The organism is Devosia sp. P2_G7 (assembly GCF_056403495.1).
In genome coordinates, this window is sequence record NZ_JBFUFI010000009.1 from 185,092 (window position 1) to 202,245 (window position 17,154).

General features: G+C 65.1%; 22 protein-coding genes. 10 read left to right on the plus strand and 12 right to left on the minus strand.

Annotated features, from left to right (window positions below; all coding sequences use genetic code 11):
- Positions 1 to 345 precede the first annotated feature (345 nt).
- On the plus strand, positions 346 to 708 hold the full coding sequence (locus AC1DWU_RS15915; protein ID WP_477150981.1) for a septal ring lytic transglycosylase RlpA family protein: 363 nt from the start codon (positions 346 to 348) through the stop codon (positions 706 to 708).
- Between the two features lie 122 nt (positions 709 to 830).
- Here the strand turns inward: AC1DWU_RS15915 and AC1DWU_RS15920 are convergent, their stop codons facing one another.
- The 7 genes from AC1DWU_RS15920 to AC1DWU_RS15950 form a co-directional block, all read right to left on the minus strand.
- Entirely contained in the window at positions 831 to 1,049 is a 219-nt protein-coding gene (locus AC1DWU_RS15920) for a hypothetical protein (protein WP_477150982.1), read from the minus strand.
- On the minus strand, positions 1,033 to 1,185 hold the full coding sequence (locus AC1DWU_RS15925) for a hypothetical protein (protein WP_477150983.1): 153 nt from the start codon (positions 1,183 to 1,185) through the stop codon (positions 1,033 to 1,035). Before AC1DWU_RS15925 ends, AC1DWU_RS15920 begins: the two co-directional genes overlap by 17 nt.
- A 53-nt stretch (positions 1,186 to 1,238) precedes the next feature.
- Positions 1,239 to 1,793: a phosphonate metabolism protein/1,5-bisphosphokinase (PRPP-forming) PhnN gene (phnN, locus tag AC1DWU_RS15930; protein WP_477150984.1), complete on the minus strand. Its 555-nt coding sequence runs from the start codon at positions 1,791 to 1,793 to the stop codon at positions 1,239 to 1,241.
- Positions 1,793 to 2,929 (minus strand): alpha-D-ribose 1-methylphosphonate 5-triphosphate diphosphatase, encoded by a 1,137-nt coding sequence (locus AC1DWU_RS15935; RefSeq protein ID WP_477150985.1) that lies wholly within the window; start codon positions 2,927 to 2,929, stop codon positions 1,793 to 1,795. The genes phnN and AC1DWU_RS15935 overlap by 1 nt, the downstream gene beginning before the upstream one ends.
- Positions 2,907 to 3,629 carry a DUF1045 domain-containing protein gene (locus AC1DWU_RS15940; RefSeq protein ID WP_477150986.1) on the minus strand — a complete coding sequence of 241 codons (723 nt, stop codon included), beginning with the start codon at positions 3,627 to 3,629 and terminating at the stop codon, positions 2,907 to 2,909. The genes AC1DWU_RS15935 and AC1DWU_RS15940 overlap by 23 nt, the downstream gene beginning before the upstream one ends.
- A 108-nt stretch (positions 3,630 to 3,737) precedes the next feature.
- Positions 3,738 to 4,244 carry a hypothetical protein gene (locus AC1DWU_RS15945; protein ID WP_477150987.1) on the minus strand — a complete coding sequence of 169 codons (507 nt, stop codon included), beginning with the start codon at positions 4,242 to 4,244 and terminating at the stop codon, positions 3,738 to 3,740.
- A gap of 216 nt (positions 4,245 to 4,460) precedes the next feature.
- Entirely contained in the window at positions 4,461 to 5,042 is a 582-nt protein-coding gene (locus AC1DWU_RS15950) for a hypothetical protein (RefSeq protein ID WP_477150988.1), read from the minus strand.
- Positions 5,043 to 5,248: 206 nt separating this feature from the next.
- Between AC1DWU_RS15950 and AC1DWU_RS15955 the strand changes: the two genes are divergently transcribed.
- Complete coding sequence (locus tag AC1DWU_RS15955; protein ID WP_477150989.1) at positions 5,249 to 6,505, plus strand: glycerate kinase type-2 family protein; 1,257 nt, start codon at positions 5,249 to 5,251, stop codon at positions 6,503 to 6,505.
- 24 nt (positions 6,506 to 6,529) lie between these two features.
- On the opposite strand, the gene AC1DWU_RS15960 is transcribed toward AC1DWU_RS15955, so the two are convergent.
- Entirely contained in the window at positions 6,530 to 6,730 is a 201-nt protein-coding gene (locus AC1DWU_RS15960) for a hypothetical protein (protein WP_477150990.1), read from the minus strand.
- A gap of 130 nt (positions 6,731 to 6,860) precedes the next feature.
- Here AC1DWU_RS15960 and AC1DWU_RS15965 point away from each other — a divergent pair, with 130 nt between their 5' ends.
- The 3 genes from AC1DWU_RS15965 (at position 6,861) to AC1DWU_RS15975 (ending at position 9,106) form a co-directional block, all read left to right on the plus strand.
- Positions 6,861 to 7,799, plus strand: coding sequence for a Gfo/Idh/MocA family protein (locus AC1DWU_RS15965; RefSeq protein ID WP_477150991.1), 939 nt, complete (start codon positions 6,861 to 6,863; stop codon positions 7,797 to 7,799).
- 84 nt (positions 7,800 to 7,883) lie between these two features.
- Positions 7,884 to 8,381, plus strand: coding sequence for a 2,4'-dihydroxyacetophenone dioxygenase family protein (locus tag AC1DWU_RS15970; protein ID WP_477150992.1), 498 nt, complete (start codon positions 7,884 to 7,886; stop codon positions 8,379 to 8,381).
- Positions 8,378 to 9,106 carry an SDR family NAD(P)-dependent oxidoreductase gene (locus tag AC1DWU_RS15975; protein ID WP_477150993.1) on the plus strand — a complete coding sequence of 243 codons (729 nt, stop codon included), beginning with the start codon at positions 8,378 to 8,380 and terminating at the stop codon, positions 9,104 to 9,106. Before AC1DWU_RS15970 ends, AC1DWU_RS15975 begins: the two co-directional genes overlap by 4 nt.
- On the opposite strand, the gene AC1DWU_RS15980 is transcribed toward AC1DWU_RS15975, so the two are convergent.
- The 3 genes from AC1DWU_RS15980 to AC1DWU_RS15990 form a co-directional block, all read right to left on the minus strand.
- Positions 9,091 to 9,597 (minus strand): hypothetical protein, encoded by a 507-nt coding sequence (locus tag AC1DWU_RS15980; RefSeq protein ID WP_477150994.1) that lies wholly within the window; start codon positions 9,595 to 9,597, stop codon positions 9,091 to 9,093. The genes AC1DWU_RS15975 and AC1DWU_RS15980 overlap by 16 nt on opposite strands.
- A complete protein-coding gene (locus AC1DWU_RS15985; RefSeq protein WP_477150995.1) occupies positions 9,594 to 10,520 on the minus strand; it encodes an aldo/keto reductase in 927 nt (308 codons plus the stop codon). Before AC1DWU_RS15985 ends, AC1DWU_RS15980 begins: the two co-directional genes overlap by 4 nt.
- 93 nt (positions 10,521 to 10,613) lie before the next feature.
- Positions 10,614 to 11,003 carry a VOC family protein gene (locus AC1DWU_RS15990; RefSeq protein WP_477150996.1) on the minus strand — a complete coding sequence of 130 codons (390 nt, stop codon included), beginning with the start codon at positions 11,001 to 11,003 and terminating at the stop codon, positions 10,614 to 10,616.
- A gap of 279 nt (positions 11,004 to 11,282) precedes the next feature.
- Between AC1DWU_RS15990 and AC1DWU_RS15995 the strand changes: the two genes are divergently transcribed.
- From AC1DWU_RS15995 to AC1DWU_RS16015, 5 genes are read left to right on the plus strand one after another with little or no spacing between them, the layout of a single operon-like run.
- Positions 11,283 to 12,890: an ABC transporter substrate-binding protein gene (locus AC1DWU_RS15995; protein ID WP_477150997.1), complete on the plus strand. Its 1,608-nt coding sequence runs from the start codon at positions 11,283 to 11,285 to the stop codon at positions 12,888 to 12,890.
- A 57-nt stretch (positions 12,891 to 12,947) separates the two neighbouring features.
- Positions 12,948 to 13,955: an ABC transporter permease subunit gene (locus tag AC1DWU_RS16000; RefSeq protein WP_477150998.1), complete on the plus strand. Its 1,008-nt coding sequence runs from the start codon at positions 12,948 to 12,950 to the stop codon at positions 13,953 to 13,955.
- On the plus strand, positions 13,955 to 14,857 hold the full coding sequence (locus AC1DWU_RS16005) for an ABC transporter permease subunit (protein ID WP_477150999.1): 903 nt from the start codon (positions 13,955 to 13,957) through the stop codon (positions 14,855 to 14,857). The genes AC1DWU_RS16000 and AC1DWU_RS16005 overlap by 1 nt, the downstream gene beginning before the upstream one ends.
- Positions 14,858 to 14,861: 4 nt before the next feature.
- Positions 14,862 to 15,698 (plus strand): ABC transporter ATP-binding protein, encoded by an 837-nt coding sequence (locus tag AC1DWU_RS16010; protein WP_477151000.1) that lies wholly within the window; start codon positions 14,862 to 14,864, stop codon positions 15,696 to 15,698.
- Entirely contained in the window at positions 15,698 to 16,534 is an 837-nt protein-coding gene (locus AC1DWU_RS16015) for a dipeptide ABC transporter ATP-binding protein (RefSeq protein ID WP_477151001.1), read from the plus strand. The genes AC1DWU_RS16010 and AC1DWU_RS16015 overlap by 1 nt, the downstream gene beginning before the upstream one ends.
- Positions 16,535 to 16,651: 117 nt before the next feature.
- On the opposite strand, the gene AC1DWU_RS16020 is transcribed toward AC1DWU_RS16015, so the two are convergent.
- The gene (locus AC1DWU_RS16020) at positions 16,652 to 17,092 is read right to left on the minus strand and encodes an ester cyclase (RefSeq protein ID WP_477151002.1); all 441 of its coding nucleotides are present in this window, start codon (positions 17,090 to 17,092) and stop codon (positions 16,652 to 16,654) included.
- Positions 17,093 to 17,154 lie beyond the last annotated feature (62 nt).

Genomic DNA, 17,154 nt, shown 5'->3' on the forward strand with positions numbered 1-17,154 from the left:
GCGCTTTCGGCTCGTTTCAGGATCATTCCAGCGCAGCGGGGAGCCCCTGAACCGGCCATTCCGGACCCGATCGCGCCACAATTGCCGCTCCGCCAACCCTTCCCGTCCCTGATGTACGTGCCCAGAGTCGAAAAATCGTCGCACCCACTATGCCTTCCGGAGTCTTGGCGACGAGCCGACAAGTTTCTGGAATCTCGCGCTAAAATAGAACGGCCAGCGGTAGTGCTACTGATGCATTTCAGCAACGGTTGCACTTGGAAGCGCTCCGTTCAGATTCGGTTCATATTGTCGCCACACCGGCAAAGCCTTGTCCGACCATCGTAAACAAGCGTGAGTAGTCCAAGGTTGAATAGGAAAATCGTTCTGGTCGCCGCAGCAGCCCTCGTGACGGGCCTCATGACCTCAGTCACAGGTGCCATGGCAGATCAGTGCGGTGGGGCGTCCTGGTATGGACCAGGTTTCCACGGCAAGAAGACGGCCTCGGGCGAGCGGTTCAACGAGAATGCCATGACCGCGGCCCACAAGACTCTCCCCCTCGGCACGGTCGTGAAGGTCACGAACCAGCGCACGGGCAAGTCGATCAAGGTCACGATCAACGACCGCGGTCCCTATGCAAAGGGCCGCATCATCGACCTCAGCAAGGCCGCGGCCGCCCAGCTCGGCACCAAGAACGCCGGTGTCGGCAAGGTGTGCGTCGCCAAGCTCTAGCCAATTCGCGCTCAGGAGAAGGTGAAGACTTCTCCGCTTCGAGTGTGCGGTCCGGATGGGCCGGCTAGATACAAAATCAGGGGTCGCCCGGGTGAGACGGGCGGCCCCTTGTCTTTTGCGGCTTACAGATCGTTCGCCGCATTGAGTTCGTCGGTCGTCAGTCCGTCACCTTCCGGGTCGAGCGGATGCGGCCCCCCGGCTCCGATCACCGCCTCGATATCGACAGCGAGCTTGGTGAGGTCGAGTTCCGCCACCGTCTGCACCGGCTGGCGCGCCAGCGCATGCTTCAGCGCTTCCTCGATCAGCTGTGTGCGCTGGGCCTCGTCAACCACCGTTGCCATCGATCTTGATCCCTCCTTCGTCGACGCGGATCTCGAGCGCCGGCTTCTGCGATTCCTGGTAGGCGATGTAGATGCCGAAGCCGACGGCGATCGCCGCCAGCACTGCGATAACGGTGTAGAGCGAACTTCTGGTCATGCCGGTCCCCGTGACGCTGTTGCTAAGGGCAACGCGCCAGTCCCGGCTGTGGTTCAATCGGCGATGGATTTGAGCGCCGCGACGAACCCCGCGATCCCCTCGTCCAACCCCTCCGAATTGTCGATGATCGTCGGCACGATGCCCTCGGGCACCGGTGCGCCCTCGCGCTGCAGCCGTGCCGCCACCTCCTCGGCAGTCTCTCGCCCGCGTCCGGCGAGCCGGGCTGCTCGCACCTCGGGCCGCGCCGTCACCAGCAGCACGTGGCAGGCCGGGTACTTCTCGATCGCCCGCTCGATCACCTTGCGCGAGGTGTTCACCACGACGATCCGCCCCGCTACCATCGCCGCGTCGATCGCCGCCGGTACCCCGTAGCAAAGCCCGTGCGCCTCCCAGTCGAGCGCATAGGCGCCGCGCAGCTTCTGCCGGCCGAATTCGTTGACGTCGATGCTGTCGTGATCCTCGAGTTCCACCATGGCTGTCCGGGTCACCACCCGGCGCGGAAAGCTGAAGCGGACATCGTCGGCCAGCGCGGACTTGGCCGCGCCGATCAGCGTGTCCTTGCCCGCGCCCGACGGTCCGACCACAAGGACGAGGGCGCCGTGGCTCATCAGCTCACCCGCTTGCCCTGGCGCCACACCGAGCGCACCACCGGCACCGGATCGGTCCGCCGCACCCGCACCAGGTCTGCGCGCTTGCCGATGGCGATCTCGCCGCGGTCGCTGAGATGCGCTGCCGCCGCGGGCCGTGCCGTCACCATGCCCACCGATTCCGGCAGAGTGATATTGTCGGCCACTTCCGGCAGCAGGAACGCCGCGTACATCAGCGAGAACGGCACATAGTCCGAGCTGAGCACGTCGAGCACGCCGGCCCGCGCCAGTTCAGCCGCCGAGATATTGCCGTTGTGCGATTTGCCGCGCACCACGTTGGGCGCACCCATCAGCACGGCCATGCCGGCCTCGTGGCAGGCGCGCGCCGCCTCCATGGTGGTGGGAAACTCGGCAATCGCCATCCCGTCGCGCACCGCCTCGTCGACGTGTTCGACTGTCGCATCGTCATGGCTGGCGAAAGCCAGCCCGATCTCGCGACCGCGCTTCAGGATCGCTGCGCGATTCTTGTCGGCATACTTGTCGCGCTCGGCCTGCCGGTCGGCGATGTACTGCGCCATCTCGTCGTCCGAGAAGCGCATCTTCTTCTGGTAATAAGCGATGTAGTGTTCGAGCGTAGTGTACTGCCGAGCGCCCGGAGTGTGGTCCATCAGCGAGGCCAGCCCCACGATCGGGTTGCTGCAATTGTCCTCGAAGTGCTGCGCCACGTCGGGCGTTGCGAGCTCGCAGCGGAGGTGAATGTGGTGGTCTGCCCTGAGCCGGTCGCTCGCATCTGCCTCGGCCACCGCCTCGACCATGGCCCGCACGTCCGCGGTGATGTCGCCCACTTCGGGGTCCGAGCCGATGCGCACGGCGTCGAACACCGTGGTGATGCCGGCGCCCGCCACCTGTGCATCATGGCTCTGCAGCGCCGCGATGGCGTTCCAGGTCACCCCGGGCCGTGGCCGATAGTGGTTCTCGAAATGATCGGTATGGAGCTCAACCAGCCCGGGGATGACATAGTCGCCGCCAATGTCCTCGGCGTTCCGCGCCGGGCCCGGCTCGATCGCCGCGATCATTCCGTCGCGGACCAGCACCGAACCCTCGATCACCTCGTCGCCGAGTACGATCCTGGCATTACCGAGCGCGAACTCGCTCATCGACGGCCTCCCCACTGAGCATAAAATCATCGAGGCGCATGAACGGCGCCCCCGCCTCTGGCTCGTGGAAAAGCACGAGCCTGTCCAGCACCGTCTCCGCCTCCGCCAACGCCCCGAAATGCGCAGCGGCGGCGCGCGTATAGGCCTCGCGCTCGCTCTCCGGCAGCCGGTCGGTGAGCGTCATGTGCAGGCGGAACTGCTCGAACACGTAGGGGTAGCCGAACCGATCCATCAGTTCGATCTGCCGCTCGCTCAGGTTTCCGCCCTTCAGCCGCCGCTCGCGCTCAGCCGCCGACGGCAGGGCGCGGAACGGCTCGAACGCCTCCACTACCTCGCCGGCGAAGTCGGTCAACTCGGCAGTCTGGTTCGCCGGGATCAGCGCCAGGAAGCCGTCGATCAGCGCCAGCTTCAGCCGCCCGATCGCCACCGGCTCGCTTTCCTCGGCAAACGCCGCAAGCGCATCCTCGAGTTCCGCTCGGGACTTTCCTTCGTGCAGCAGCATCGGCGCCTTGATCGTCGCATGGAAGCCGTAGCGCCGCGCCGAAACGCTCCGGTCGAACAGCGCATCGCGCGTCGTGCCGGCCAGCGGCCCATCAAGCGTCGCACCGGTGAGCGGATCGCGCCCCAGCCACTCGGCAGCTTTCAGCCACAGCGGCTCATCCGCTCCGGGCGCATAATAGATGGCAAAGCGTTCGGGCATCGGGTCGCGGCTCGGCGAGGGACAGGCAAGGAACCGGGGTGACTAGCCCCGTTCGATGTCAGTTTTTTGTCAGTCCCGCAAGGCGTCCACAGCGCGCGGCAGCGTGGATCAGATGACCCGCGCCACGCAAGCTGCGGCCTGGTCGGCCCCGCCGTCGAGCACGTTGTCGGCAACCAGCGTATCGCCGCCTGGCAGCGGGCTCAGCAGCGCAAAGAAGCCGCGCTTGCCCTCGCTCTTCAGCTGCCACTTGATCCGGGTACCTGGTGGCAGGTCTTCCGCGCTGTGGTTGACCACGACGATCGCGCGCGGCGTTCCCGCAACGGCACAGCTCAATTCCACATTGAAGCCGAAGTGCCGCGTCTGCAGTGTCGGCTCCTCGACATAGTCGGACGAGCTGCCATCATCCCCACCACTGTCCTTCGGCCCTGCTGGGCCCGTACCCGAGGGATCGGGCGGCGGGAGTCCATGCTCGTCGGCCGGACCGGTTCCATCGATGGGAGGCAGGCCACCACCCGGGTCGAGTGGGAGGACTTCCCCGGCATAAGCTGCCATACCAAAGAGCGGCAGCATCAGTGTCGCGAGCAAGACGCCCGCGATAGGACGAATTCGGTTCATTGTTGTTTCCTGCGCAGGCCCATCGATCGCGTCCACGATCGATGCCCCGACTATGTCGTTGGTTTGTTACCACGGCAACTATGGTCCGCCGGTTGAACTCACCGTGAGGGGACCATTTAGCCGCGGTTCATCACAACGATGCGCGAGAGTTGCCTGCCGGACACAGGCCGAGGCCTGCATCCGGTGTCTCGCTGGCCTTGCAGCAGGCAGGCCTGCCTAGGAGAGCAACTTGATGCCGCAGGCCTCGCCTGCCGTCGCCTCGATACCCGGCAGGAGGGCCGTGTGCCCGGCGTCGAGCCGCTTGTCGAGTTGCAGCGAACCCTTGTCCGCGCCCACGCGCCAACGCAGCTTGAGGCCCTGAGGCGCATCCGTCTCGCCGACATTGCTCAGCACCAATCCCTGGGCCTTGACGATGCAGGCCAGCCGGATCACGAGGGCGCCGCCCGCCTTGCCGTTCACGCCGAACGCTCCGGGACCACCGCTGCCGACGCCGTCATCGAGGATGACGATCGGCGGGTTGTCGTCGACCACGAGGATGCCGCCGGGCGCCTTCGGCGTGGCAGGGCCGGGGCCGATCGGCCCAATAGCCTCGACGATATGGCTCGTCAGTTCGATGTCGGAAAAGTGGTTCGTTGCCGGTTCAGGCTTCCCGCCGCCCTTCGACGGGGTGTCATCGCCTAGGTGCACTTCGTCCTTGTGCGGCGGGTCGATGTCGATGGGGATATAGATATTGCCCGCCAGGGCCGCCGAGGTAGCCGTAATCAGCAGGCCCGCGAGGATAATGGTTTTAGCGTTCATTCTTTCTGCCTCGAAGATGTTGGTGCCCGCGAACGTTGTCGCGATTTGGTGGTGCCAATGATCGTAATTTCCGCCTGAATGGCGGCTGAACGGCCATTTTGTCGCCAAATAAACGAACCGTGTACTGCGAGGTGCCTTCGGTGGTGCGGCTTGCGCTCACCTCTCGTCGCCGACAATATGCCGCCAAATCAGCACCTTGGAACGCCATGGATCGCGACCTTCTCGAACGGCTGTTCCACTGCGCCGTCGATGCCGCCCAGCCGCAGCACGCCATCGCCGCCAACCTGCCGCCGCCGCCCCGGGGGCGGACCATCGTCATCGGCGCCGGCAAAGCCTCGGCGCAGATGGCGCGGGCGTTCGAACTGGCCTGGCCCGGCCCGATCCATGCCGGCCTGGTGGTGACCCGCTACGGCTACGGCACGCCCTGCGAGCGCATCGAAATCGTCGAGGCCGCTCACCCGGTACCCGATGTCGCCGGCTATCTCGCCGCCCGCCGGCTGATGGAGAAGGTCTCCGGCCTCAGTCATGACGATCTGGTGGTGGCGCTGATCTCCGGCGGCGGCTCGGCGCTGCTGCCGCAGCCGGCGCCCGGCCTCAGCTTCGAGGACGAGCAAGCGGTCAACGAAATGCTGCTCGCCTCCGGCGCCCCGATCTCGGTGATGAACGTCATCCGCAACGAGCTCAGCGCCATCAAGGGCGGCCGCCTCGCGGCACTCGCATCGCCGGCGCGTGTCGCAACACTCATCGTCTCCGATATTCCCGGTGACGATCCCTCGCTCGTCGCCTCCGGCCCCACCGTCCCGCTGGCCGCCGGCCGCGCAGAAGCCCGTCACCTCGCCTCGCTCTATCGGCTGAAACTGCCGCCGGCCGCCGAGGAACTGCTGGCCTCCGACCTCAACCCGGCACCCGCCGTCGGCGATGCCCGCTTCCAGCACAACACCGTCCGCATCATCGCCTCCGCCGCCCTCTCGCTCGAAGCAGCGGCGAGCGAAGCGCGCCAGGCCGGGCTCGAGCCGCACATCCTCTCCGATGCCATCGAGGGCGAGGCGCGTGATGTCGCCGGCGTCCATGCCGCCTTGGCCCGCGAGATCCGGGCGCGCAACCGCCCGTTCATCCGGCCGACGCTGCTGCTGTCCGGCGGCGAGACCACCGTCACCATCCGCGGCGATGGCCGCGGCGGCCGTAACGCCGAGTTCCTCCTCGCCTTCGCCCTCGCCATCGACGGCGTGGACGGCATCACCGCCCTCGCTGCCGATACCGACGGCATCGATGGGGCAGGGGACAATGCCGGCGCTATCTGCGACGGCCACACCGCCTCCCGCATGCGCGCCGCCGGCATCGATCCGCGTCGGGCGCTTGCCGACAACGACGCCTACAACGCCTTCCGCGCCATCGGCGGCCTGCTCGTCACCGGCCCCACCGGCACCAACGTCAACGACTTCCGCGCCATCATCGTGCGCTAGCTACTCTTCGACCCCGAGGAGAGGTTATTCCTCGACCCAACTGTCGAACTCACCGTCCTTGGTGAGCCGCGCCACCATGTAGCCGCCACGACCGCGGGGCCGCACCTCATAGTCGAAGTCCTTGCCGTCCATCGCCCGCTGCAGGTTGGCGGCGCTCTCAGCACTTTCCGCCGAGGCGAACACTTGCGGCACGCTGTTGCCTTCGCTGACGAATGCCCGTGACATCGCATTTCTCCCGTTCCGCAGGCCATCATTACGCCGTCTTAGGCAGCCGGACGATTTTTGTGAGTTAGCAACTTCACATCGGCCACCGCTTCCTCTTAAGTGCGCGCCGGTTTCAGGGAGCATTTCGGCAATGGCCAAAAAGAAGATCGCCGTCATAGGTGTCGGCAAGATCGCGCAGGATCAGCACCTGCCGGTGATCGACAAGAGCCCGGATTTCGAGCTCGCGGCCTGCGTCTCGACCCGTGGCCTCGGCCATCGCGACGTGCCGGTGTTCAAGACCCCGGCCGAATTCTACAAGGCAATGCCCGAGGTGAAGCTCGTCGCCATCTGCACGCCGCCGGGCGTCCGCCACGGCATGGTCCGCGAGGCGATCGATGCCGGCATGGATGTGCTGCTCGAAAAGCCGCCGACCCCGACCATCACCGAGTTCGAGGACCTCGTCACCTATGGCGAGAAGAAGGGCAAGGTGCTCTTCCAGACCTGGCACTCCCGCTACAACGCCGCCGTCGATGCCGCGAAGCTCATCCTCAAGGATGAAGGCGTCGCCTCGGTCCGCATCGATTGGCGCGAGAGCGTCCGCAAGTGGCACCCGGGCCAGGAATGGGTGTGGGAGCCCGGCGGCTTCGGCGTCTGCGATCCCGGCATCAACGCTATGTCGATCTTCACCAAGATCATGCCGTTCCCGGTTTTCGTCGAAAGTGCGAAGCTGAAATTCCCCGCCAACCGCCAGACTCCGGTCGATGCCGAGATCGTCTTCAAGTCGGCCGAAAAGCACCAGCCCAAGCTCAGCGCCGGCTTCAACTGGCTCGAGGAGTCGGGCGAGATCTGGACCGTCGCCATCGAGACCCGCAAGGGCACGCAGCTGAAGCTCGAACGAGGCGGCACCGTGCTCAAGGTCAACGGCAAGGAAACCGTCGCCAACCCCTCCGAGGAGTACGAGGCGATCTACGAGCGCTTCGCCAAGCTGCTGAAGAAGGGCAAGTCCGAGATGGACGGCTCTCCCCTGCGCCTGCTGGGCGACGCCTTCCTGCTCGGCGCCCGCGAGAACGTCGAAGAGTTCCACTGGTAAGAGCGGGCCCCTAGACGTAGGTCGACTGGCAGCGTTAGCTGGCGCCGCCTAAGCTACCATACCAGTTGGGGAGGAGACCCGCCCATGTACGAGACCTTCAACGGCTCGGCGCACCCGATGGCGCCCAAGGAAATCGCCATCACCGCCGTCCCGGAGGACGAGCGGGTCTGGGTGCCGCAGGCCAAAGGCGTGTGGTTTCGGCCGCTGTTCCTCAACACCTTACAGGGCCAGTGGTGCAACCTGCTGCGCGTCCGCCGCGCCGGCATCCTCAGCCGCCACCTCCACCCGCAGCCCGTGCATGGCTACGTCATCAAGGGCCGCTGGCACTATCTCGAGCACGACTGGGTCGCCGAAACCGGCTCCTACGTGTTCGAGCCGCCCGGCGAGATCCACACCCTGACCGTCCCCGAGGACACCCCGGAGATGATCACCTTCTTCAACATCTCCGGCTGCATGGTCTACCTCGATAAGGACAACAAGCAGGTCGGCTTCGAGGACGTCTTCACCAAGATCGACATGTGCAAGAAGCACTACGACAAGGTGGGACTGGGCGCCGATTACGTGGACCAGTTCGTGCGATGAGCCACTGGGCCAGCGAGTTCTACGCCAACAAGACCGTGGTCATCACCGGCGGCACCTCCGGCATCGGCCAGGGCATCGCCCGCGCCTTCGCCGATGCCGGCGCCATCGTCCACGTCACCGGCGCCACCCAGGCTGAGGTCGAGTCCGGTGCCGCCGCCGAACCGCGCTTCCGCTATACCCAGCTTGACGTCCGCAATACCGAACAGGTCGCCGAATACGCCGCCACCTTCGGCAGCGTGGCCGCCCTCATCAACTGCGCCGGCGTCAACCTCCGCGCCGCCGAGCACACCGTCGAAGGCTTCGAAACCGTCATCGACATCAACCTCAACGGCTCGATGCGCACCGCCTATGCCCTCCGCGAAAAGCTCGCGGGCGGCGCCATCCTCAATATCGGCTCGATGTTCTCGTTCTTCGGCGCGCCGCACGCCCCGGCCTACGCCGCTTCGAAGCACGCCGTCGCCGGTCTCACCAAGTCGCTGGCCACCGCTTTCGCCAAGGAGGCGATCCGCGTCAACGCCCTCGCCCCCGGCTGGATCGAAACGGCGATGACCGTCGTCCCCCGGGCCAACGAGGCCCGCAACGCCGAACTGATGGGCCGCACCCCGCTCGGCCGCTGGGGCACTCCGGCGGACCTGGCGCCCGCCGCCCTGTTCCTCTGCTCACCGCTCGCCAGCTATATCACCGGCGCGATCCTGCCGATCGACGGCGGCTACTTGGTCGCCTGATCGGCTGATGCCTCCACCGGCACCTTCGGCGCGCAGAAATACAGCGCCTGGTTGATCACGTAGAGCGAACCATCCAGCGAGATGCCATTCTTGGGCACCTCAGGTCCGGCTTTCGGATCGAGATAGGCGATCGCGCCATTCTTCAGCGCGTCGAGCACCGGTGCCACGTCGCCTTCGACGCGCGCATGGTATGGCGAGGCATCCGGCTTGGCATCGAGTTCGTAGCTGTTCTCCTTGTCGAACTCGATCCGCCAGCGCCCCGCGTCGCCGCCCGGCCGACTGGTATAGATGTGCAGCCCCACCCCGAAATCGTCCTCGCAGCGCACCGCGAGGCAGGCGAATTCAGCCGGCGTCGACCCAAACCCGCAACCGAGCGCCGCCCGGTCGCCCTCGCCCTCGAGCGGCGAGTAGTGCCAGCCGGCCTCCTGCGCCAGGGCAGGGGAGGCCAGCAGCGCGGCCGCGATCCAGAGCGAGATGAGGCTGATCTTCACTTCCCGGCGTCCGTCAATTCCTTGATGTCCGCCGCGCTCAGCGACAGGTTGGCGCCGCGCATCAGGCTTTGCACCTGCTCCACCGAAGTTGCCGAAGCGATCGGTGCTCCGACGCCCGGCTGCGCCGCTATCCACGCGAGCGTGACTTCGGCCGGCAGTGCACCGGTCCGCTTGCTGACCGTGTCGAGCGCCTCGAGGATCCGGAATCCCTTGGGGTTGAGGTACTTCTCCACCACCGTCTGGCCGCGCGGGCTCTTCTGCGCGTCGGCGGCGCTGCGGTACTTGCCGGCGAGGAACCCGCGAGCCAGGCTGAAATAGCCAATCCCCGACACCTCCTCGGCTACGCAGGTCGCCTGCACCTCTTCGAACTTCGCCCGATCGTAGAGGTTGAACTCGTTCTGGATGGTTTCGTAGCGCGCGTAGCCCTTGGCCTTCGAGATGCCGAGGGCCTCCGTCAGCAGCGCCGTGTCCTGGTTGGACGAGCCGATATAGCGGACCTTTCCCGCCTTCACGATCTTGTCGAGCGCCGCCAGCGTCTGCTCCTGCGGCGTCTCCGGGTCCGGCCAGTGCGTCTGGTAGAGATCGATATAGTCGGTCTGCAGCCGCCTCAGCGAAGCATCCACCTCTTCTTCGATCCACTTGGCGCTGAGGTCGCGGTGCCCCTGGCCCATATCGGAACCCACCTTGGTGAACACCAGCACCTTGTCGCGATTGCCGCGCGCCTTCATCCAGTTGCCAATGATGGTCTCGGACTTGCCCTTGCCGTAGCTGTCGGCGGTATCGAGCGCAGAAAAGCCGCCATCGAGGAACGCATCCAGCACCGGATAAGCGGCCTGCTCCTCCAGCGTCCAGCCCAGCACATTGCAGCCGAAAACCAGCGGGTCGATGAAAAGCTCTGTGCGGCCAAGGCGGCGCTTGCTCATGATGATCTCCAATATGTGCGAAGGACAGGCAGGAAGGAGCGCGAGCCTAGCCCTGCCATCCATCGGCGACAAGCGATGGAACGCCGATCCGCCTCAGCCCTTCGGCTGGATCAGGTCCCACTTGTTTCCGTAGAGATCCTCGAACACCGCTACCGAGCCATAGACCTCATGCCGAGGCGCCTCGTGGAACTTCACTCCACGCTCGACATACGCCGCATGGTCGCGCGCAAAGTCGTCCGTCTCGAGAAAGAAGCCCACCCGCCCGCCGGTCTGGTTGCCGACATGGGCGGCCTGCTCCACGCCATCGGCCTTGGCCAACAACAGCTTGGCCCCACCACCGGCCGGCGCCACGGCCACCCATCGCTTGCCACCGCCCATGTCGGTGTCGGCGAGCAGCGCGAATCCCAGCTTCCCGCAGTAGAAGGCGATGGCATCGTCGTAGTCGGCGACGACGAGGGCGATTGTGGCGATCGATTGAGTCATGCGACGATCATTTGCGGTGCCTGGCCACAATCGTCAATCGCCCGGTTGTGGGATCGATCTCCGCCGCGCAACCGATTTACCTGCCGAAAAACTCAGGTTTGCGGCGATCCCGCAGTTTGCGGAATCGCTTTCTCCATGACGGTGCTTTGACCAACCGGTCAAACTGGGCCATTGCGTGGCGGAAGAAAAAGCGCTTTGTTGCGCGCCAAGCTCCGGCCGGCACGAGGGACTCCTTGCCGTTGAACGCCGGGGCGCAATGCTTTTCGGGAGACAACCATCATGCATTTGATGAAAACCCTGCTCGCCGCTACTGCGCTTGTCGCGGTGATGGGCGGCAGCGTCTATGCCAAGCAGCTCGTATTCTGCTCGGAAGCTTCGCCGGCGCACTTCGACCCCGGTCCGACGACCGGTGGTAACGACTTCGACGCCTCGTCGCGCGCCATTTATGATCGCCTCGTCGAGTTCGAGCATGGCGGCACCGCCGTCATTCCGGGCCTCGCCGAGAGCTGGGAGGTTTCTGCCGACGGGCTCGTGTACACCTTCCACCTCCGTCCCGGCGTGAAGTTCCACACCACCCCGTACTTCACCCCCACTCGCGACCTCACTGCCGACGACGTGATTTTCTCGCTCGAGCGCCAGTGGAAGGAAGACAATCCGTGGAACAAGTACCTGGAGGGCATCTCGTGGGACTATTTCCAGGGCATGGACATGCCCAAGTTCCTGAAGTCGGTCGAAAAGGGCGCTGACGACCTTACCGTCGTGATCACGCTCAACGAGCCCAACGCTCCCATGATCGCGAACCTCGGCATGGACTTCGCCTCGATCGTGTCGAAGGAGTACGCCGACCAGCTGCTGGCCAAGAACGACCCGGCCGCTCTCGCCGACTTCTCCAACAAGCCGGTCGGCACAGGCGCCTTCGTGTTCGTCGACTACCAGACCGACGCTGTCATCCGTTACCAGGCCTTCGCCGACTACTGGCGCGGCAAGGTGGCGATCGACGACCTGATCTTCGCCATCACTACTGATCCCGCGGTGCGTGCGCAGAAGCTCAAGGCCGGTGAATGCGACATCATGAGCTATCCCGCCCCGGCCGACGTGGCTGGCCTGCAGGATGATGCCAACCTCCAGGTGCTGGAGCAGGAAGGCCTCAACATCGGCTACATGTCGTACAACACGACGATTGCCCCGATGGACAACGCCAACGTCCGCAAGGCGCTGTCGATGGCCATCAACAAGACGGCGATCGTCGACGCGGTCTATGAAGGCGCTGGCCAGGTGGCCAAGAACCTGATCCCGCCGACCATGTGGTCCTATGACGACAAGATCGTCGACACAGCCTACGATCCGGAAGCGGCCAAGAAGATGCTGGCTGATGCCGGGGTGTCGGGTCTGACCCTGGACCTCTGGGCCATGCCGGTGTCGCGTCCGTACAACCCGAACGCGCAGCGCGTTGCTGAACTGATCCAGGCTGACTGGGCCGCTGTCGGCGTCACTGCCAACATCGTCACCTATGAGTGGACCGAGTATCGCGAGCGCGGCAAGAAGCCGGACCGCCCGGGTGCGTTCCAGATCGGCTGGACCGGCGACAACGGCGATCCGGACAACTTCTTCGCGACCCTGTTCTCCTGCTCGGCCATTGGCGTGTCCAACTACTCGAGCTGGTGCAACGACGACTTCGAGAAGGCCATCCAGGACGCCAAGAAGGTTTCCGACCAGGCCGAGCGTACGGCCCTCTACACCAAGGCCCAGGAAATCTTCAAAGCCGAAGAGCCGGCGATGACCATCGCCCACTCCAAGGTCTTCATGCCGATGAACAAGCGCGTCCTGGGTTACACCATGGATCCGCTTGGCATTCACCGCTTCGACAATGTCGACGTGACCGAATAATTAGAGATAGAGTTCAAGGGGCGGCGCCATCACCGGCGCCGCCCCTTGGCGTACCCAATGCTGCGATTCATCCTCCAGAAACTCGCCCTGATCGTGCCGACCATCATCGGCATCACCATTGCGTCGTTTGCCTTCATCCGCCTGCTCCCCGGCGATCCCATCCTCGCGATGGCCAGCCAGTACGGCGTCACCCCCGAACGCTACGAGATACTCAAGCACCAGTACGGCTACGACCTGCCGATCTGGCAGCAGTATTTCAACTACGTGGGCGGCATCCTGCAGGGCAATTTCGGCATCTCGCTCGCCACCAAGCGCCCGGTGATCGAGGAGTTCATGACGCTATTCCCGGCAACGGTCGAGCTGGCGCTGTTCGCCATGCTGATCGCCGTCGCCCTCGGCATCCCCGCCGGCATCTTTGCCGCCATCAAGCGCGGCTCATGGTTCGACCAGATCACCATGGGCGTGGCGCTCACCGGCTATTCGATGCCGATCTTCTGGTGGGGCCTGCTGCTCATCATCTTCTTTTCCGGCTATCTCGGCTGGACCCCGGTTTCGGGCCGCATCGCCGTCAGCTTCTTCTTCCCGCGCGTCACCGGCTTCATGCTGATCGACAGCCTCATCGCCGGTAAACCCGCCGGGTTCGTTTCGGCGCTCCGCCACCTCATCCTTCCCGCCATCGTCCTCGGCACCATCCCGCTCGCCGTCATCGCGCGACAGACGCGCTCGGCCATGCTCGAAGTGCTGGGCGAGGACTATGTGCGCACCGCGCGCGCCAAGGGGCTCGAGCCCGGCCGTGTCGTCGGGGTCCATGCCTTCCGCAACGCGCTGATCCCGGTGGTCACCACCATTGGCCTTCAGGTCGGGCTGCTGATGGGCGGCGCCATCCTCACCGAGACGATCTTTTCCTGGCCGGGCATCGGCAAGTGGATGATCGACTCGATTTCTAAGCGCGACTACGTCTCGGTGCAGTCGGGCCTGTTGCTCATCGCGTTGATCGTCATGGCGGTGAACCTCATCGTCGACATCCTCTATGCTGTCATCAACCCACGCATCAGGGTGCAGTGATGGCCGCTGAAACCACCGTCGCTCCAGCCACCGTCCGCCGCATGAGCGGCCTGCGCGAGTTCTGGTACTATTTCTCGATGAACCACGGCGCCGTTCTCGGCCTCCTGGTCTTCGTGCTGCTGATCCTCGTCGCCGTCTTCGCGCCCCTCCTGGCGCCGTTCACGCCCGACCAGCAGTTCCGTGAGTTCATCCGCATGGCTCCGCCTTGGGCCGGCGGCACGCAGCCGCAGTTCTTCCTCGGCACCGACGAAGTTGGTCGCGACATCCTCTCCCGCCTGATCCACGGCTCCCGCTACTCGCTGTTCATCGGCTTCTTCGTGGTCAGCCTAGCCATGTTCACCGGCGTGACATTCGGCCTCCTCGCCGGCTATTTCCGCGGCTGGGTCGATGCCGGGATCATGCGGGTGATGGATATCATCCTCGCGTTCCCCTCGTTGCTGCTCGCCCTCGTGCTGGTCGCCATCCTCGGGCCCGGCCTGTTCAACGCAATGCTGGCCATCGCGCTGGTGCTGCAACCGCATTTCGCCCGCCTGACCCGCGCTGCCGTGCTGTCGGAGAAAAGCCGCGAGTACGTCACCTCGGCCAAAGTGGCCGGGGCAGGGCACCTGCGCCTGATGTTCATCACCATCCTCCCCAACTGCCTCGGGCCGCTGATCGTCCAGGCGACGCTGAGCTTCTCCAACGCCATCCTTGAGGCGGCGGCGCTCGGCTTCCTCGGCATGGGCGCCCAGCCGCCGACGCCGGAATGGGGCACCATGCTCGCGCGTGCTCGCGAGTTCATCACCAGCGCCTGGTGGATCGTCACCATGCCCGGCCTCGCCATCCTGATCACGGTTCTCGCCATCAACCTCGTCGGCGACGGCCTGCGCGATGCGCTCGATCCCAAGCTCAAGCGGAGCTGAGGCGATGCACCTACTCGAAGTCAAAAACCTCACCGTCAGTTTCGACACCTCGGTCGGCGTGTTCAACGCCGTCAAAGGCATCGACCTGCATGTCGACGCCCGCGAAGTGCTGGCAATTGTCGGCGAGTCCGGTTCCGGCAAGTCGGTCGCCATGCTCGCTGTCATGGGCCTCCTACCGCCCACCGCGACCGTCGCCGCCGACAAGATGAGCTTCGACGGCAAGGACCTCCTCGCCATGTCGCCGGCCGACAAGCGCAAGATCATCGGCAAGGACGTTGCCATGATCTTCCAGGAGCCGATGACCAGCCTGAACCCCTGCTTCACGGTCGGCTTCCAGATCGAGGAAGTACTGCGCTTCCACCTCGGCATGGACAAGGCACAACGCCGCGCCCGTGCCGTCGAACTGCTTGCCCAGGTCGGCATCCCCAACCCGGCGGAGCGGCTGAAGTCCTACCCGCATCAGATGTCGGGCGGCCAGAACCAGCGCGTCATGATCGCCATGGCCATTGCCTGCAACCCCAAGCTGCTGATCGCCGACGAGCCGACCACAGCGCTCGACGTCACCATCCAGAAGCAGATCCTCGACCTGTTGGTGCGCCTCCAGGCCGAGCACGGCATGGGCCTGATCATGATCACCCACAATATCGGCGTCGTCGCCGAAACCGCCGACCGCGTCGTCGTGCAGTACAAGGGCAAGAAGATGGAGGAGGCGAGCGTGCTCGAGCTCTTCACCGCGCCCAAGAGCCCCTACACCCGCGCGCTACTGGCGGCGCTGCCCGAGAACGCCACCGGCGACCGCCTGCCCACCATTTCCGGCGTCAATTTCGAGGAGACGGTCTGATGGCCACCGTCCTCGAAGCCAGGAACCTCGTTCGCGACTACCACATCGGCGGCACGCTGTTTGGGGGTGGCCGCACCGTTCATGCGGTGAAGGGCGTCAGCTTCAAGCTCGAGCAGGGCAAGACCCTCGCCATTGTCGGCGAATCCGGCTCGGGCAAGTCGACGCTGGCGCGCATCCTCACCCTGATCGACCGCCAGACCGCCGGCGAGCTGCTGATCGACGGTGAAACCATCGATATCGGCAAGACCGGCGTCACCGCCGCCATGCGCCGCAAGGTGCAGATCGTCTTCCAGAACCCCTATGGGTCGCTGAACCCGCGCCAGAAGATCGGCAACGTGCTGATGGAGCCCTTGCTCCTCAACACCAAGATGCCGGCAGCCGAGCGCCGCGACCTCGCGCTCGAGATGCTGACCAAGGTCGGCCTCCTCCCCGAGCACTTCAACCGCTATCCGCACATGTTCTCCGGCGGCCAGCGGCAGCGCATCGCCATCGCCCGCGCCATCATCATGCGGCCTTCGCTGCTGGTGCTCGACGAGCCGGTTTCGGCGCTCGATCTCTCGGTGCAGGCGCAAATCCTCAACCTGCTCGCCGACCTGCAGGATGAGTTCGGCCTCACCTACGTGTTCATCAGCCACGACCTGTCGGTGGTGCGCTACATCGCCGACGAGGTGATGGTGATGTATCTCGGCGAGGCAGTGGAAACCGGCACGCGCGAAAAACTGTTCGCCAATCCCGAGCACCCCTACACCAAGGCCCTGTTCGCCGCGACGCCACGCGCCGACGTCGAGAGCATCAAGGCAAGGCTCGCCAAAAAGGCCGCCCTCGCTACGGCATAGCTTGCACCCCTCCCCGTAGAGGGGAGGGGCGGGGTGGGGGCCATCGGGGATCACGAAACGGCTCCCTCCCTCCCTCCCAACCTCAAGGGGGAGGGAGGCGACGGCTGAGGTACCGCCTCAGTGCGTCGCCGTGCTGGGCATCATGCCCATCTGCATCATCAAGCCAGCGACGTCCGAGTGGGTGCGGAACTCGACGATCTTGCCATCACGGATGCGAGCGAAATAGTCGCCGCGCCCGGTGACCTTCTTCTGCGTCGGCGGGATCGATTGGCCACCCATGTTCATCGGGCCGGTATTGGTACCGACAAACTCGAGTTCGCTCGCCACGGCGTCGTCGCCAACGACCTGGTTGATGCGCCTCGTGTGCAGGTCGGGAAACGCGGTCATCCAGGCGTCGAAGAAGGCCTTGGCCGCCTGTTTGTCGCGGATTGGCTGGGGCGTCGCCCAGTCGTACCAGACGAAGTCGTCCGCCAGCATGTTCACGAAGGCAGCGCCGTCGTGCTTGTCCCAAGCCGCGAGGCCCTGGTCGTCGATCCGTTTCAGTTCGTCCTTGGTCATGGCATCCTCCCTGTTCTGGGTGAACGCCACGCGCCCCCTCACGTGGCGCCGCAGGCGGAGCC

What these genes read in the sequence shown, in the direction of transcription:
- phnN (WP_477150984.1), bottom strand. Translation starts at nt 1,793, where the DNA reads ATGAGCCACGGCGCCCTCGTCCTTGTGGTCGGACCGTCGGGCGCGGGC.
- AC1DWU_RS15935 (WP_477150985.1), bottom strand. Translation starts at nt 2,929, where the DNA reads ATGAGCGAGTTCGCGCTCGGTAATGCCAGGATCGTACTCGGCGACGAG.
- AC1DWU_RS15970 (WP_477150992.1), top strand. Translation starts at nt 7,884, where the DNA reads ATGTACGAGACCTTCAACGGCTCGGCGCACCCGATGGCGCCCAAGGAA.
- AC1DWU_RS15950 (WP_477150988.1), bottom strand. Translation starts at nt 5,042, where the DNA reads ATGAACGCTAAAACCATTATCCTCGCGGGCCTGCTGATTACGGCTACC.
- AC1DWU_RS15955 (WP_477150989.1), top strand. Translation starts at nt 5,249, where the DNA reads ATGGATCGCGACCTTCTCGAACGGCTGTTCCACTGCGCCGTCGATGCC.
- AC1DWU_RS16005 (WP_477150999.1), top strand. Translation starts at nt 13,955, where the DNA reads ATGGCCGCTGAAACCACCGTCGCTCCAGCCACCGTCCGCCGCATGAGC.
- AC1DWU_RS15940 (WP_477150986.1), bottom strand. Translation starts at nt 3,629, where the DNA reads ATGCCCGAACGCTTTGCCATCTATTATGCGCCCGGAGCGGATGAGCCG.
- AC1DWU_RS15965 (WP_477150991.1), top strand. Translation starts at nt 6,861, where the DNA reads ATGGCCAAAAAGAAGATCGCCGTCATAGGTGTCGGCAAGATCGCGCAG.
- AC1DWU_RS16015 (WP_477151001.1), top strand. Translation starts at nt 15,698, where the DNA reads ATGGCCACCGTCCTCGAAGCCAGGAACCTCGTTCGCGACTACCACATC.
- AC1DWU_RS15985 (WP_477150995.1), bottom strand. Translation starts at nt 10,520, where the DNA reads ATGAGCAAGCGCCGCCTTGGCCGCACAGAGCTTTTCATCGACCCGCTG.
- AC1DWU_RS16020 (WP_477151002.1), bottom strand. Translation starts at nt 17,092, where the DNA reads ATGACCAAGGACGAACTGAAACGGATCGACGACCAGGGCCTCGCGGCT.
- AC1DWU_RS15975 (WP_477150993.1), top strand. Translation starts at nt 8,378, where the DNA reads ATGAGCCACTGGGCCAGCGAGTTCTACGCCAACAAGACCGTGGTCATC.
- AC1DWU_RS15995 (WP_477150997.1), top strand. Translation starts at nt 11,283, where the DNA reads ATGCATTTGATGAAAACCCTGCTCGCCGCTACTGCGCTTGTCGCGGTG.
- AC1DWU_RS15990 (WP_477150996.1), bottom strand. Translation starts at nt 11,003, where the DNA reads ATGACTCAATCGATCGCCACAATCGCCCTCGTCGTCGCCGACTACGAC.
- AC1DWU_RS15945 (WP_477150987.1), bottom strand. Translation starts at nt 4,244, where the DNA reads ATGAACCGAATTCGTCCTATCGCGGGCGTCTTGCTCGCGACACTGATG.
- AC1DWU_RS15925 (WP_477150983.1), bottom strand. Translation starts at nt 1,185, where the DNA reads ATGACCAGAAGTTCGCTCTACACCGTTATCGCAGTGCTGGCGGCGATC.
- AC1DWU_RS15960 (WP_477150990.1), bottom strand. Translation starts at nt 6,730, where the DNA reads ATGTCACGGGCATTCGTCAGCGAAGGCAACAGCGTGCCGCAAGTGTTC.
- AC1DWU_RS15920 (WP_477150982.1), bottom strand. Translation starts at nt 1,049, where the DNA reads ATGGCAACGGTGGTTGACGAGGCCCAGCGCACACAGCTGATCGAGGAA.
- AC1DWU_RS16010 (WP_477151000.1), top strand. Translation starts at nt 14,862, where the DNA reads ATGCACCTACTCGAAGTCAAAAACCTCACCGTCAGTTTCGACACCTCG.
- AC1DWU_RS16000 (WP_477150998.1), top strand. Translation starts at nt 12,948, where the DNA reads ATGCTGCGATTCATCCTCCAGAAACTCGCCCTGATCGTGCCGACCATC.